This is a genomic window from Pseudomonas sp. PB101 (assembly GCF_009764265.1).
GTDB lineage: Bacteria > Pseudomonadota > Gammaproteobacteria > Pseudomonadales > Pseudomonadaceae > Aquipseudomonas.
Window position 1 is genome coordinate 62840 of record NZ_RWIR01000052.1, and the last position, 12506, is coordinate 75345.

The window sequence follows — 12506 nt, forward strand, 5'->3', positions numbered from 1 at the left end:
CAACCATAGGCCAATTGTCCTCAAATCAACGACATTTGGCGACCCGGCGGACAAAAGGCGTCGCAGTCCAGATTGAACCCCTCCCGGCGATTGAGCCCCAGCCGCTTGATCGCCTTGGCAAAGCGCTGGGCCAGCAAGTCCGCAAACGGGCCTTCGCCGCGCATTCGAGCGCCAAAGCGGCTGTCATAGAGTTCACCGCCACGGCTCTGGCGAATCAGGCTCAGCACATGCGCGGCCCGCTGCGGATAATGGGCGCCCAGCCATTCCTCGAACAGCGGCGCCACTTCCAGCGGCAAGCGCAACATCATGTAGGCAGCGCTCTGCGCCCCGGCTGCATGGGCCTCGGTGAGCAGGCTTTCGAGCTCGCTGTCGTTGATCATCGGGATCATCGGTGAACACAGGACGCCGACCGGGATGCCCGCCTCGCGCATCACCCGAATGGCCCGCAACCGCGCCTTGGGTGCTGCGGCGCGGGGCTCGAGGATGCGCTTGAGTTCGTCGTCCAGGGTGGTCAGGCTGATCATTACCGCCACCAGTCTTTGGCTGGCAAGCTCGGTCAGCAGGTCCAGGTCACGCAGAATCAGCGAGCCCTTGGTGACGATGGTCACCGGATGCCGGTAACGCAGGAGTACTTCGAGGGTTCGACGCGTGATCCGGTATTCGCGCTCGATCGGCTGATACGGGTCGGTGTTGGAACCGAGGTTGATCGGCGCACATTGATAGCCACGCCTGGACAACTGCTCCTCCAGCACATCCACGGCGTTGGTCTTGGCGATCAGTTTTGTCTCGAAATCCAGCCCGGGCGACATGTCCCAATAGGCGTGGCTCGGTCTTGCATAACAATAGATACAACCATGCTCGCAGCCGCGGTAGGGATTGATCGACCGATCGAATGGCAAATCCGGCGAGGTATTGCGGGTGATGATGGTTTTCGCCGTTTCGATGCGCACCTCGGTGCCTTGGGTAACCGGTGCTTCCTGATACCAGCCGTCGTCTTCGACCACCGAACGATTGGGGGCGAAACGGTTGTGCGGGTTGGTCGCGGTGCCGCGGCCACGGGGAGGAGATGGCGTGTGCATGAAAAACACCCAATGACTGTATGCGCATACAGTACGCCGATCAAAACCACTCGACCAGCACCGTTCGGCACTTTCTAATCATTTGTCATGTGCCCTTACATGAAGCAACTGGGAGAAACATATAAGTTCTGGCTGTTTCGGCAAGACAGCAGATACCATTTTTTTTCGCTACACACACATACCGATATTCTATAAAAGGATTTATTTATGTCGTTTTTCAATCGCCGCGGTATCTTTCTGCAAAAACTTGGACCGACCATAGTCGACCCAAATGAAGTACTGGTATCGATGCAGTTCGCTCTCAAGGAGGAAGGCTGGGATGAAGAAAACTCGGCAACAACCACGTCTTTGCTGGACTCCACCACAATAATTGCGTCCTCCTATGACGGGGGCCAGTCTTTTAGCATCGGTAAGGTCGACAAAGATATTGATGGCAACGGGACCATCAATTCCGCTGACAAGGAAAAACTGCTGACGCTGGCTAAAGCGTACGCAAGCATTGCCCAGCCTTGAAGCAAAGTTTCAGGCAAATATATATTTATTAATCAGATCCGGTCGAAACTGACAATCGATCGGATTTGATTTTGCATATGACAAAGTTCTTTCAATGAGCGAAGCCAGATCCTTGATGGAACACTCATCACGCCTTCAGCTTCACGATTCTTTGACGGTTCGCTCACAGGTCTTTGACCGGGCTTGGCTGATCCTTGCCAGCATCTTCCCGTCCCCTTCAGAGCGGTCGCTCAAGCATGCCCTTACGACGATTCATATCTGCAATCTGCCTGTCGCTCATTGCACTCGTTAACCTGGCACCGGCACTTGCTGACGACAGTGTGGTTCAGCGCCCGGCAGACTGGGCGCAACCGGTCGAGAAGCAGTACAACCTCTTTCAGATGTCGCCAACCCTCTACCGCAGCGCCTTGCCGGACAAGGAAGCGGTATCGCTGCTGGAGAACCTCAAGATCGGCACGGTGATCAACTTCCTGCCGGAACAAGACTCCGGTTGGCTGTCCACGCCGGGCATCAGGCAAGTACATCTGCCTTATCGCACCAACCATGTGGATGACGCCGATGTGCTCAAGGCCCTGCGCGCCATCACGTCTGCCGAAGCCCAAGGCCCGGTGCTGATGCACTGCAAACACGGCTCCGACCGCACCGGCCTGATGGCGGCCATGTATCGGGTCGTCGTCCAGGGCTGGAGCAAGGAAGAGGCCCTGGACGAGATGACCCAGGGCGGCTTTGGTGACAGCACCCATTTCAAGGATGGCATTCGCTACATGATGCAGGCCGATGTGGACAAACTGCGCACGGCGCTGGCCAATGGCGATTGCAGCACCAGCCCGTTCGCCGCGTGCTCAATGAAGAGTTGGTTCAAGTCGGCTCATATCGAATAAGAAAAGCCCTCGCTGCATGGCGCAGCGGGGGCTTTTTTTCACTCAGGCTTTTTCTTCAGTTTCGGGTTCGGGAAGAACTGAACCGCCTGAACCTTGGTGGCGGCTGGTTTGGGTGCGCTGGTGTTGACCCGCGTCCCCAGCTCCTTGGGAACCGACAGCCCCTGCTCGTTGAGTGTGTCGGAGTAACCGCAGGCCACGCACTCACGGTGCGGGACCAGGTCTTCGTTCCACATCATCAACTTGTCCGGTTCGCTGCATGCCGGGCATACCGCCCCGGCGATAAAGCGTTTTTTCGTGATCACAGGTCCCTCACTCATGCTGCTGCGTCCTCACTCAGGCCGCTGTGGCGCAAGAGTGCGTCAATCGATGGCTCACGGCCACGGAAGTCGACGAACAACACCATCGGTTCCTGGGAGCCGCCCCGGGCCAGGATCGCTTCACGGAAGGCTCGACCGGTGTCGGCGTTGAGCACGCCTTCTTCTTCAAATTTCGAGAAGGCATCGGCCGACAGCACTTCAGCCCACTTGTAGCTGTAGTAGCCCGCGGCATAACCGCCAGCGAAGATGTGCGCAAAGCTGTTGGGGAAGCGGTTGTAGGCCGGCGGACGCATCACCGAGACCTCATCGCGCACGCCTTCGAGCACTTGCAGCACGCTGCGGCCGTCGCCGTGGGTGGTGTGAAGCTCGAAGTCGAACAGCGAAAACTCCAGTTGGCGGACCATCATCAGGCCGGACTGGAAGTTTTTCGCCGCGAGCATTTTCCCGAGCAAATCCTGAGGCAGCGGTTCGCCGGACTCGTAGTGACCGGAAATCAGCGCCAGGCCTTCCGGCTCCCAGCACCAGTTTTCCATGAACTGGCTTGGCAGTTCGACGGCATCCCAGGCCACGCCGTTGATGCCAGACACGCCAGCATGCTCGACGCGGGTCAGCAGGTGATGCAGGCCGTGGCCGAATTCATGGAACAGGGTGGTGACTTCATCGTGGGTCAGCAGCGCAGGCTTGCCGCTGTCGGCCGGGGTGAAATTGCACACCAGGTTCGCCACCGGGCTTTGCAGCACGCCGCCAGCCGTGCGGCGACGGTCGCGGGCGCCGTCCATCCAGGCACCGCCACGCTTGTTGGCGCGGGCATAGAGATCGAAGAAGAAGCGGCCGACGTGCTGGCCGTTTTCCTTGATCTCGAACAGGCGCACATCCGGGTGCCAGGCGTCGAAGCCTTTGAGTTCGGCGATCTCGATGCCGTACAGGCGCTGCACGATGGCGAACAGGCCGCTGAGCACCTTGTCGATCGGGAAGTAGGCGCGCAGGGCTTCCTGGGCGACGCTGTAACGCTGCTCACGGAGCTTTTCACCGTAGAAACCGCTGTCCCAGCTTTGCAGGTCCGGGCAGCCTTGCTCGGCAGCGTAGGCCTTGAGCTGTTCCAGATCCTGGGCGGCGAACGGCTTGCTGCGCTTGGCGAGGTCGCGCAGGAAGCTCAGCACCTGATCGCTGGACTCAGCCATTTTGGTTGCCAGGCTCAGCTCGGAGAAGCTGCCGAAACCCAGCAGCCTGGCCAACTCCTGACGCAGGTCGAGGATTTCTTCCATGACCGGGCCGTTGTCGTTCTGACCGGCATTCGGTCCCTGGTCCGACGCTCGGGTGCAGTAGGCTGCGTAGACTTCTTCACGCAGTGCGCGGTCCTGGGCGTAGGTCATCACCGCGTAATAGCTCGGGAATTCCAGGGTGATCAGCCAGCCGTCCAGATCCTTGGCCTGGGCCGCAGCGGCCATTTGCGCCTTGGCCGAATCGGTCAGGCCGGCGAGGGCGGCTTCATCGGTGACATGCTTGGTCCATGCCTGGGTGGCGTCGAGCAACTGGTTGGAGAAACGGCTGCCCAGTTCGGAGAGTTTGCTCTGCACTTCGGCGTAACGTTTCTGTTCGGCTTCCGGCAAGTCGATACCCGACAGACGGAAGTCACGCAGGGCGTGTTCCAGGATAGTTTTCTGCGCCACGTCGAAACCGCTGGCCTGCGGGCTGCTGGCCAGGGCTTCGAAGGCCTGGAACAGTTCACGGTTCTGGCCCATTTCGGTGGAGTAGGCGCTCAAGGCCGGCAGGCACGACTCGTAGGCTTCGCGCAGTTCGGCGCTGTTGCACACGGCATTGAGGTGGCTGACCGGGCTCCACGCCGCGCCCAGGCGATCGTTGAGTTCGTCCATCGCCAGCACCAGGCCGGCCCACGTTGGCTGCTTGGCCTGGGTCTTGAGGATCTCGACGATGGCGGCGCGGTTGTCAGCCAGGATCTGTTCAATGGCCGGTTGCACGTGTTCGGCGCGGATGGCGGAGAACGGCGGCAGGTCGTAGGACTGCAAAAGAGGGTTGTTCACGCTCACGGTTGATACCTTGGCTGGAGAAACATGCAGCCATCTTAATTACAATCGACACTCACCGCAGCTATCAGCGACAGAGAGAAACCCTATCGTGAACCTTCGCAAGTATCAGAACCACACGCCGCTGCTCGGCAAAGGCGCTTTTGTCGACGGCTCGGCGGTGGTGATCGGCGACGTTGAAATCGGCGCGGACAGCTCGGTCTGGCCGCTGACGGTGATCCGTGGCGACATGCACCGTATCCGCATCGGCGCGCGCACCAGCGTGCAGGATGGCTGTGTGTTGCACATCACCCACGCCGGGCCGTTCAACCCCGATGGCTTCCCGTTGCTGATCGGCGACGACGTGACCATCGCCCACAAGGTCATGCTGCACGGCTGTTCGGTGGGCAGCCGGGTATTGATCGGCATGGGCAGCATCGTCATGGACGGTGCGGTGGTCGACGATGACGTGATCATCGGCGCCGGCAGCCTGGTGCCACCGGGCAAACATCTGCAAAGCGGCTTCCTGTATGTGGGCAGCCCGGTAAAGCAGATCCGCCCGTTGACGGACAAGGAACGCGCCTTTTTCACCTACAGCGCGGCGAACTACGTGAAGCTCAAGGACCTGCATCTGGCCGAAGGCTACGACCAGCTCTGACCCGGCCCCTCATTTTCAGGATTCAACATGCATTACCAAACCGTTCTGTTCGACCTCGATGGCACCCTGACCGACCCGCGCGAGGGCATTACCCGTTCGATCCAGTTTGCCTTGGGCAAGCTGGGTATCGATGAGCCGGATCTGGCCAAACTCGAGCACTTCATCGGCCCGCCATTGTTGCAGGCCTTCATGCAGTTCTACGCCTTCGACGAAGCCAAGGCCTGGGAGGCGGTGAATTTCTACCGTGAGCGTTTCAAGGTCACCGGTTTGTACGAAAACCGCGTGTTCGACGGCGTCACCCCGCTGCTGGAAACCCTCGGCGGACAAGGCCGTCAGCTGTACATCGCGACCTCGAAACCGTGGGTGTTCGCCCGGGAAATCGCCCGGCATTTCGACTTTGCCAAACACTTCAAGGTGATTTACGGCAGCGAACTGGATGGCACCCGGACCAACAAGGTCGAGCTGATCGCTCACCTGATGGCCGAAGAAAACCTCGACCCGGCCAATACCCTGATGATCGGTGACCGCAAACACGACCTGATCGGCGCGCGCAGCAACGGCCTGGACGCAGCGGCAGTGGGTTACGGATTTGGCAGCCACGAAGAATTGAGCGCCGAAGCGCCGGCCTATCACTTTGAAACGCTGGCCGAGTTGCATCAGGCGTTTTTGCCGCGCTGAAAAGGCCAACCCCTGTAGGAGCCGGCTTGCTGGCGATTGTTACAACGCAGTGTGCCAGGCACGCCCCCATCGCGGGCAAGCCCGCTCCCACAGGGGCACGGTGCAGGTGTTCAGGGTCTGGGTGGTGGCGCCAGCTTCTGCCCTTGCTCGACCGCCCAGTTCACCACCTGCGTGGTCAACTGATCGTTCGCCTGACCGAACCCGACCACCACCGCCGGGACCTGCACGGCACTGAGTGGCTGGCGCACTTCAAAGCGGCGGCTGGCGAGGAGGCGCTGATCGTAACTGCGCACCAGCAGGGCATCCAGACGCACGACCACGCTGGCATTCGTATCCTGATACTCGGTCTGGAACGCCTGCAGGCTGCCGCCTAATTCAAGATCGGTCTGGAAGATGCTGTCATCGGTGCTCAGCAATGTCACCCGTCCGTCATGCTGGAAACCTTGCAGCAGGCGATTGCGCACCAGCACCGGCGCCGGGTCGGTCCAGCGCGAACCCTTGTAGTGGCTGAGCACGTCGCCCTGAGGAATCACGGCAATGTTCGGACTGTTCAACGCTTCGCTGGACTGGAACTTGTTCAGGCGCAATGACCACCGCTGCGGCGCGCCATGGCTGGCCGATGAACTCTGCGCCGAAGGCAATCTATAGACCTCGAAGGGTTCGGGCTTGGGCAGTATCGAGCACGAACCGATCAGCGTGAAGCCGGCGAGGAGGGCAATCTGAATCAGCTTCATGGCGTGAATTCCTTGGTCTTTTCACTGCCCAGCAGGTAACCGCTGGGGTCGGCCTCCAGACGCTTGGTAATGACGCGCAACGAGGACAGGGTTTCGCGCATCTCGTGCACGGCCGGACCCAGGCCATTGAGGCCTTGCATACCGCTGTTGAGCGAATCCTGATTGGCGCTGATCAGTTTGTTGAGGGTGGCGCTGCTTTGCTGCAGCGACTTCATCGCCTGTTCGGCACTGCCGAGCGCCTCCTTGCCATGTTCATTGAGCAGCCCGTTGGCATTGCGCATCAGCGCCGTGGTCTGCTCCAGCATGGTGTTGGCCTGCTTGCCGACGGAGGCCAGTTGCTGCATGGCCTGGCGAATATCGCCGCGCTGCTCGGCAATGGTCCCGGTAGTTTGCTCCAGGTTCTCCAGGGTATTGCTGATGCGCTCGATGTTTTCCGTGGAAAACATCCGGTTGGCGTTATGCATCAGGGTGTTTACCCCGGCCATCAGGTCTTCGCTGTCATTGAGCAGGCGGGCGATGGGCGAGGGCGAGGCGACGATGGTCGGCAGATTGCCGTCCTTGCCCTTGAGCGTCGGGCTCTGTGGCGTGCCGCCGCTGAGCTGGATGATCGAAGTCCCGGTGACGCCGGTCAGGGCCAGTTTGGCCTGGGTGTCTTCCTTGACCGGGGTGTCGCCGGCCAGGCGAATTCGCGCCAGTACCCGGCGCGGATCTTTCGGATCCAGGCGCAGCGAGATCACGTCGCCGACCTTGATCCCGCTGTACTGCACCGAACTGCCCTTGGACAAACCGCTGACCGCCTCGTTGAACACGACCTCGTAATCCTTGAACTCGGTGTCGACACTCGACTTGGCCAGCCACAGGCCGAACAGCAGCGCGGCCGTCACCACAATCACGGTGAACAGGCCGATCAATACATGATGGGCTCGGGTTTCCATGTCAGACCTCGTTGAGCTGTTGGGCGGCCGTCAATGCCGCGCGGCCGCGAGGGCCATGGAAGTATTCGTGAATCCACGGATCGTTGGTTTCCGACACCTTGTCGATGGCGTCCGCCACCAGCACCTTTTTCTGCGCCAGCACCGCCACCCGGTCGGTGATGGTGTAGAGCGTATCGAGGTCGTGGGTCACCAGAAAGACACTCAGGCCCAGGGCATCGCGCAGGGTCAGGATCAATTGGTCGAACGCGGCGGCGCCAATCGGGTCGAGACCGGCGGTGGGCTCGTCGAGGAACAGGATGTCCGGATCCAGCGCCAATGCCCGGGCCAGCGCGGCACGCTTGATCATCCCGCCGGACAGCGACGAGGGGTACTTCTCCGCCGCCGACAGGGGCAACCCGGCCAGGGCCATTTTCACCGCCGCCAGGTGCTCCGCGTCGTTGCGGCTCAAGCCGGCGTGCTCGATCAGCGGCAGGGCGACGTTTTCGGTCACCGTCAGCGAGGAAAACAAGGCGCCTTTCTGGAACAGCACGCCGAATCGCCGTTCCACCCGCGAGCGCTCGTGCTCGGACAAGGTCGGCAGGTTTTTGCCGAAGACTTTCACCACACCCTCGCTCGGCTGACGCAACCCGACAATGCTGCGCAGCAACACCGATTTACCGCTGCCGGAACCACCGACCACGGCGAGGATTTCCCCCTTGTACAAATCCAGGTCGAGGTTTTCGTGCACGCTCTGGCTTCCAAAGCGATTGCACAGCCCACGGACTTCAATCACCGCCTCGCTGGGCGCTCGGGGAATACGACTCACCAGCCCATCTCCATGAAAAACATCGCCGCTATCGCATCCATCACGATCACCACGAAAATCGACTGCACCACACTCGACGTGGTGTGGGCGCCCACAGACTCGGCGCTGCCGCTGACCTTGAAGCCTTCGAGGCAACCAATCGCGGCGATCAGGAAAGCGAAGACCGGTGCTTTGACGATCCCCACCAGAAAGTGCTGAACACCGATGTCCGATTGCAGCAGCGAGATGAACATCGCCGGCGAGATATCCAGCTTCACCGCGCAGACCACCGCACCGCCGATGATCCCCGACAGCATCGCCACAAAGGTCAGCATCGGCAGGGCGATCAGCAACGCCAGGACCCGAGGCACCACCAGCAATTCCACGGGGTCGAGGCCCAGGGTGCGAATGGCGTCGATTTCTTCGTTGGCCTTCATCGAGCCGATTTGCGCGGTGAACGCGCTGGCGGTGCGCCCGGCCATCAGGATCGCGGTCAGCAGCACACCGAACTCGCGCAGGAAGGCGAACCCCACCAGGTCGACGGTGAAGACCGTGGCGCCGAACGTGGCCAGCACCGTCGACCCGAGAAACGCCACCACGGCGCCCACCAGAAAAGTCAGCAGGGCAACGATGGGGGCAGCATCGAGGCCGGTCTGTTCGATGTGCGCGATCATCGGTGTGACGCGCCAGCGCTTGGGCCGGAACAGGCCGCGAACGATGGTTTCGATGATCAGGCCAACGAAACCCAGCAGTTGCAGGGTGTCCTGCCAGACGGTGTCCACCGCCCGGCCAATGCGGGTCAGCAACTGCACGGTGACGCTGACTTGCGGCTCCTTGATCGGTACGCAGAAATCGGTCAGCGAGCGGTAGACGGTCTGCAGCAACGCACGATCGGCGCTGGAGAGTGTGCAATCCGGATGCTCGGCGGAGCGGCCGAGGCGCTCGGAGCCGAGCAGCTCGACCAACAGCGAGGCGCCAGCCGTGTCGAGAGCGCCGAGACCATTGAGGTCGACGGGGGTGTTGGCGTCGTACTGGCCATAGAGTTTTTCGCTCAACAGCTTCAAGTCAGCGTAATGGGCAAGCGTCCAGTCGCCCGTCACCCGCAACCGTGCAGGGGTGAGCGACGTGTCCAACTGGGCATTGCCGGCCGTCGTGCTGCTGATCATAAGCTCCGTGCTTGTTCAGTGATTTCGCAGCACTACGTAATAGCACGAACCTGACTACTTTTCTTTGATCGCTGTGCTGTCCGTGACTTCGAAACGCAGCACGCCGATGACCTGGCCATCTTCGGTCAGCACCCGAACCTGCCATTTGCCGGCCGGGTTGCCCGGGAAGTTCTGTTTGTGGGTCCAGGCCCGGTAACCTTCCTTGCGCCCGCCGTGAATATCCAGCGGGATGCGGTCGACCTCTTTACCGTTGAACTGCCAGACGTGATAAATCCGCTCGTCCAGGCCACGCGGGGCGTTGATCGCGGTGTAGGCGTAAAGCCCGCCATTGCGGATCTGCTCGGCGCTGACTGTGTCGAGGCTGGCGCCGGGCGTGCGGTCCTGCATTTGCGTGCTGATGGCCACGTCCGTCATCCACAGCGTCGCCGGCGGCACCCACGAGCGCAGCGTCCAACCGACGGCGCCGATGCCCAGGGTGATACTCAGAATCGCCAGCGCACTGCGCAGGGTACGAATCGGGAAGATCGACGCCAGGCTCGGGAACGACAACAGCACCGAGATACCCAGTGCCCATTTGAAACTTTGCGCGGTGGTCAGGTGCATGATCACCGGCAACGCCGTGAGCAGCGCGGCGAACAGGGTCAGGGTGTGCAGGGCCAGGAACGCCCAGCGCCGTGGCGCCAGCCACTTGTAGTAGAGCGGGTCGATGATCGAAATCAGCGCCGCGATGCCCAGCAGCCCGGTGAAAAACAACTGGCCACTGTTCCACGTCGTGGTGATGAAGAAGAACGGCAGGACAAAAAACAGGCTTTCCTGATGGATCATCTGCGTGGCGTAACGCAGCAAGGGCTCCGGGATTTCGCGCTTGAAAATGCGTGTGAACAGCTTGGTCAGGCTGTTTTCCAGCATCAGCCAGATCCAGCTGATCAGCATGATGGTGGTGATCCAGGTCGCCAGGCCCTGTTGGCGATCGACCAGAATGAAGCTGCCCACCCCGGAGATGAAACCAGCGAGCGCAATGACCCCGGGATAGCGCTTCATCAATTCGAGGATGCGCTGTACGAAAAGGGTCAGCTTTTGCATTCGGCGTTTTCACAGTAGTTGTAGGAAAAAACCTCAACAGGGTACCGCTGACACGACCCTGTGGCGAGGGTTCGCGGTCAGTAACACCACGCAACCTGTGGGAGCGAGCTTGCTCGCGATGAGGCCGGCACATCCAACATTTTTCGTCGGCTGACAATCCGCTATCGCGAGCAAGCTCGCTCCCACAGGGAACCGGCAAGGTCTCTCAGTCCGTTGTCACATGGAATGGTTACTTCCTGCGATGCAAACGCCAGCCCACCAACATCAACACGATCAAGCCCACCCCACCGACCACCAACCACATCAACTGGTCATAGCTGAACAGCGACTTCTCGATCCGCAAATACCCCGGCTGCAACAGCAGTTCACGCACGGCCTTGTTCGCCTCTTGCAGCGTCACCCCTTGCAGCTCACGGGCCGGGTTGGCGAAACGGCCGTCCTCGTAGTCGCCGATGGCGCTCCAGTAGTAGTCGGCCAACGCGCTGTTGCCTTGCACGGCCCAGGTCTGGCGGGCGATCGCGGCCTGCTTCAGGCGGTTGAAGGTCTCGGCGTTGAGGCCGTCCTTGAGCAGTTCGGCCTTCAGGTCATCGAGCACTTGTTCGGCCTCGGGCACGTCGTCGCGTTCAAGGTCGGCGTTGAGGCTCATGAAGCCCACGCCGCCAAACACCTCGCGTTCCGCCCAGGGGCCGTAGGACAAACCGTGAGCCAGGCGCAACTGGCGATAAAGCGCCCAATCCAGATAGTCCTTGAGCAAATCGAAGGTTTGGTCGTGCCCCTCTTCCAGAACCGGCTCCGGCACCAGCCAGTGCAATTTGGCACCGTTGCCGACCAAACCGTCGGTCAGGCTGCGCTCATGGACCGCGCTGGTCTTGATTTGCGGCAGCGGCGGATGCTCGCCGGGTTCAATCGCTTCCAGCGTGCCATACGCCCGATCCAGATAGGCCGGCAACAACTTGTCGAGGTCGCCGACCACGATCAGGGTCATGTTGTTCGGCGCATACCAGTCCTTGCGCACCTGCTCCAGTTGCTCACGGGTCAGGTTATCGACTTGCGCACGCTCCGGGCATTTGAGGCCAAGCTCCACGGCCAGTTGATTGCTGGCCGTGTGGCCGAGGTCCTGACGATCGAGCCAGCGTTGCAGGTGTGAATAGTGGCCGCCGTCTTCACGCTCGACCACTTGCTTGGCGGCGTTGATGGCGTTGTCGTCGAAACGGGTCTGGGTCAGCAGCGCCAGCAGCAGGTCGAGTACCTTGCGCTGGTTTTTTGCCGGGGCTTCGATGACGAACGTCGTGTCGGCGTTGCTGGTGAATGCATTCCACTCACCGCCCAGGGCCTGCATGCGCTCTTCCAGGCCACCTTCACCGCTGGCGTCGATGCCGCTGAACAGCAGGTGCTCGAGCAGATGCGGCAGTTCCTTTTCTTCGCAGTTGAAATCGTCCAGGCCAACGCCGACCACCAGCCGGATCGCCACATGCCCGCGGTCAGTGCCCGGTTTGAGCAGCAACTGCAAACCATTGCGCAGCGTATAGCCCTCGACCTGAAAGCGATCCAGGGCGAATGACGGGAATGAACCCAGCAACAGGCAGGCGAACAACAGACAACGCATAACGGGCTTCCATACGGCCAGCGTAAGTTCAACAGACTCCAGGCGACT

At 60.8% G+C, this 12506-nt stretch carries 13 protein-coding genes; 4 read left to right on the forward strand and 9 right to left on the reverse strand.

Going from position 1 to position 12506, the window contains the following annotated elements:
- Window positions 1-20 precede the first annotated feature (20 nt).
- Window positions 21-1079, reverse strand: coding sequence for a PA0069 family radical SAM protein (locus tag EI969_RS15385; RefSeq protein ID WP_160388541.1), 1059 nt, complete (start codon window positions 1077-1079; stop codon window positions 21-23).
- A 207-nt stretch (window positions 1080-1286) separates the two neighbouring features.
- Here EI969_RS15385 and EI969_RS15390 point away from each other — a divergent pair, with 207 nt between their 5' ends.
- Together EI969_RS15390 and EI969_RS15395 are read left to right on the forward strand one after the other, a co-directional pair.
- Window positions 1287-1592 carry a hypothetical protein gene (locus EI969_RS15390; RefSeq protein WP_160388542.1) on the forward strand — a complete coding sequence of 102 codons (306 nt, stop codon included), beginning with the start codon at window positions 1287-1289 and terminating at the stop codon, window positions 1590-1592.
- A gap of 236 nt (window positions 1593-1828) precedes the next feature.
- Window positions 1829-2473: a dual specificity protein phosphatase family protein gene (locus EI969_RS15395; RefSeq protein WP_160388543.1), complete on the forward strand. Its 645-nt coding sequence runs from the start codon at window positions 1829-1831 to the stop codon at window positions 2471-2473.
- 38 nt (window positions 2474-2511) lie between these two features.
- On the opposite strand, the gene EI969_RS15400 is transcribed toward EI969_RS15395, so the two are convergent.
- On the reverse strand, window positions 2512-2790 hold the full coding sequence (locus tag EI969_RS15400) for a YheV family putative zinc ribbon protein (RefSeq protein ID WP_160388544.1): 279 nt from the start codon (window positions 2788-2790) through the stop codon (window positions 2512-2514).
- Window positions 2787-4838: an oligopeptidase A gene (gene prlC, locus EI969_RS15405; RefSeq protein WP_160388545.1), complete on the reverse strand. Its 2052-nt coding sequence runs from the start codon at window positions 4836-4838 to the stop codon at window positions 2787-2789. Before prlC ends, EI969_RS15400 begins: the two co-directional genes overlap by 4 nt.
- A gap of 88 nt (window positions 4839-4926) precedes the next feature.
- Here prlC and EI969_RS15410 point away from each other — a divergent pair, with 88 nt between their 5' ends.
- Window positions 4927-5472 (forward strand): gamma carbonic anhydrase family protein, encoded by a 546-nt coding sequence (locus EI969_RS15410; RefSeq protein WP_150718243.1) that lies wholly within the window; start codon window positions 4927-4929, stop codon window positions 5470-5472.
- Between the two features lie 27 nt (window positions 5473-5499).
- Window positions 5500-6150 carry an HAD family hydrolase gene (locus EI969_RS15415; RefSeq protein ID WP_160388546.1) on the forward strand — a complete coding sequence of 217 codons (651 nt, stop codon included), beginning with the start codon at window positions 5500-5502 and terminating at the stop codon, window positions 6148-6150.
- A 110-nt stretch (window positions 6151-6260) separates the two neighbouring features.
- On the opposite strand, the gene EI969_RS15420 is transcribed toward EI969_RS15415, so the two are convergent.
- From EI969_RS15420 to EI969_RS15445, 6 genes are all read right to left on the reverse strand, one after another.
- The gene (locus tag EI969_RS15420; protein ID WP_160388547.1) at window positions 6261-6884 is read right to left on the reverse strand and encodes an ABC-type transport auxiliary lipoprotein family protein; all 624 of its coding nucleotides are present in this window, start codon (window positions 6882-6884) and stop codon (window positions 6261-6263) included.
- The gene (locus EI969_RS15425) at window positions 6881-7819 is read right to left on the reverse strand and encodes an MlaD family protein (protein WP_160388548.1); all 939 of its coding nucleotides are present in this window, start codon (window positions 7817-7819) and stop codon (window positions 6881-6883) included. Before EI969_RS15425 ends, EI969_RS15420 begins: the two co-directional genes overlap by 4 nt.
- A 1-nt stretch (window position 7820) precedes the next feature.
- Complete coding sequence (locus EI969_RS15430) at window positions 7821-8624, reverse strand: ABC transporter ATP-binding protein (protein WP_160388549.1); 804 nt, start codon at window positions 8622-8624, stop codon at window positions 7821-7823.
- Window positions 8621-9769 carry an ABC transporter permease gene (locus EI969_RS15435; RefSeq protein WP_160388550.1) on the reverse strand — a complete coding sequence of 383 codons (1149 nt, stop codon included), beginning with the start codon at window positions 9767-9769 and terminating at the stop codon, window positions 8621-8623. The genes EI969_RS15430 and EI969_RS15435 overlap by 4 nt, the downstream gene beginning before the upstream one ends.
- 54 nt (window positions 9770-9823) lie before the next feature.
- Window positions 9824-10852, reverse strand: a complete 1029-nt coding sequence (locus EI969_RS15440) for a DUF5924 family protein (RefSeq protein ID WP_160388551.1) — start codon at window positions 10850-10852, stop codon at window positions 9824-9826.
- A 229-nt stretch (window positions 10853-11081) separates the two neighbouring features.
- Window positions 11082-12458, reverse strand: coding sequence for a pitrilysin family protein (locus EI969_RS15445; RefSeq protein WP_160388552.1), 1377 nt, complete (start codon window positions 12456-12458; stop codon window positions 11082-11084).
- Window positions 12459-12506: the final 48 nt, after the last annotated feature.

What these genes read in the sequence shown, in the direction of transcription:
- EI969_RS15390 (WP_160388542.1), top strand. Translation starts at nt 1,287, where the DNA reads ATGTCGTTTTTCAATCGCCGCGGTATCTTTCTGCAAAAACTTGGACCG.
- EI969_RS15435 (WP_160388550.1), bottom strand. Translation starts at nt 9,769, where the DNA reads ATGATCAGCAGCACGACGGCCGGCAATGCCCAGTTGGACACGTCGCTC.
- EI969_RS15420 (WP_160388547.1), bottom strand. Translation starts at nt 6,884, where the DNA reads ATGAAGCTGATTCAGATTGCCCTCCTCGCCGGCTTCACGCTGATCGGT.
- EI969_RS15415 (WP_160388546.1), top strand. Translation starts at nt 5,500, where the DNA reads ATGCATTACCAAACCGTTCTGTTCGACCTCGATGGCACCCTGACCGAC.
- EI969_RS15425 (WP_160388548.1), bottom strand. Translation starts at nt 7,819, where the DNA reads ATGGAAACCCGAGCCCATCATGTATTGATCGGCCTGTTCACCGTGATT.
- EI969_RS15440 (WP_160388551.1), bottom strand. Translation starts at nt 10,852, where the DNA reads ATGCAAAAGCTGACCCTTTTCGTACAGCGCATCCTCGAATTGATGAAG.
- EI969_RS15395 (WP_160388543.1), top strand. Translation starts at nt 1,829, where the DNA reads ATGCCCTTACGACGATTCATATCTGCAATCTGCCTGTCGCTCATTGCA.
- EI969_RS15445 (WP_160388552.1), bottom strand. Translation starts at nt 12,458, where the DNA reads ATGCGTTGTCTGTTGTTCGCCTGCCTGTTGCTGGGTTCATTCCCGTCA.
- EI969_RS15400 (WP_160388544.1), bottom strand. Translation starts at nt 2,790, where the DNA reads ATGAGTGAGGGACCTGTGATCACGAAAAAACGCTTTATCGCCGGGGCG.
- EI969_RS15385 (WP_160388541.1), bottom strand. Translation starts at nt 1,079, where the DNA reads ATGCACACGCCATCTCCTCCCCGTGGCCGCGGCACCGCGACCAACCCG.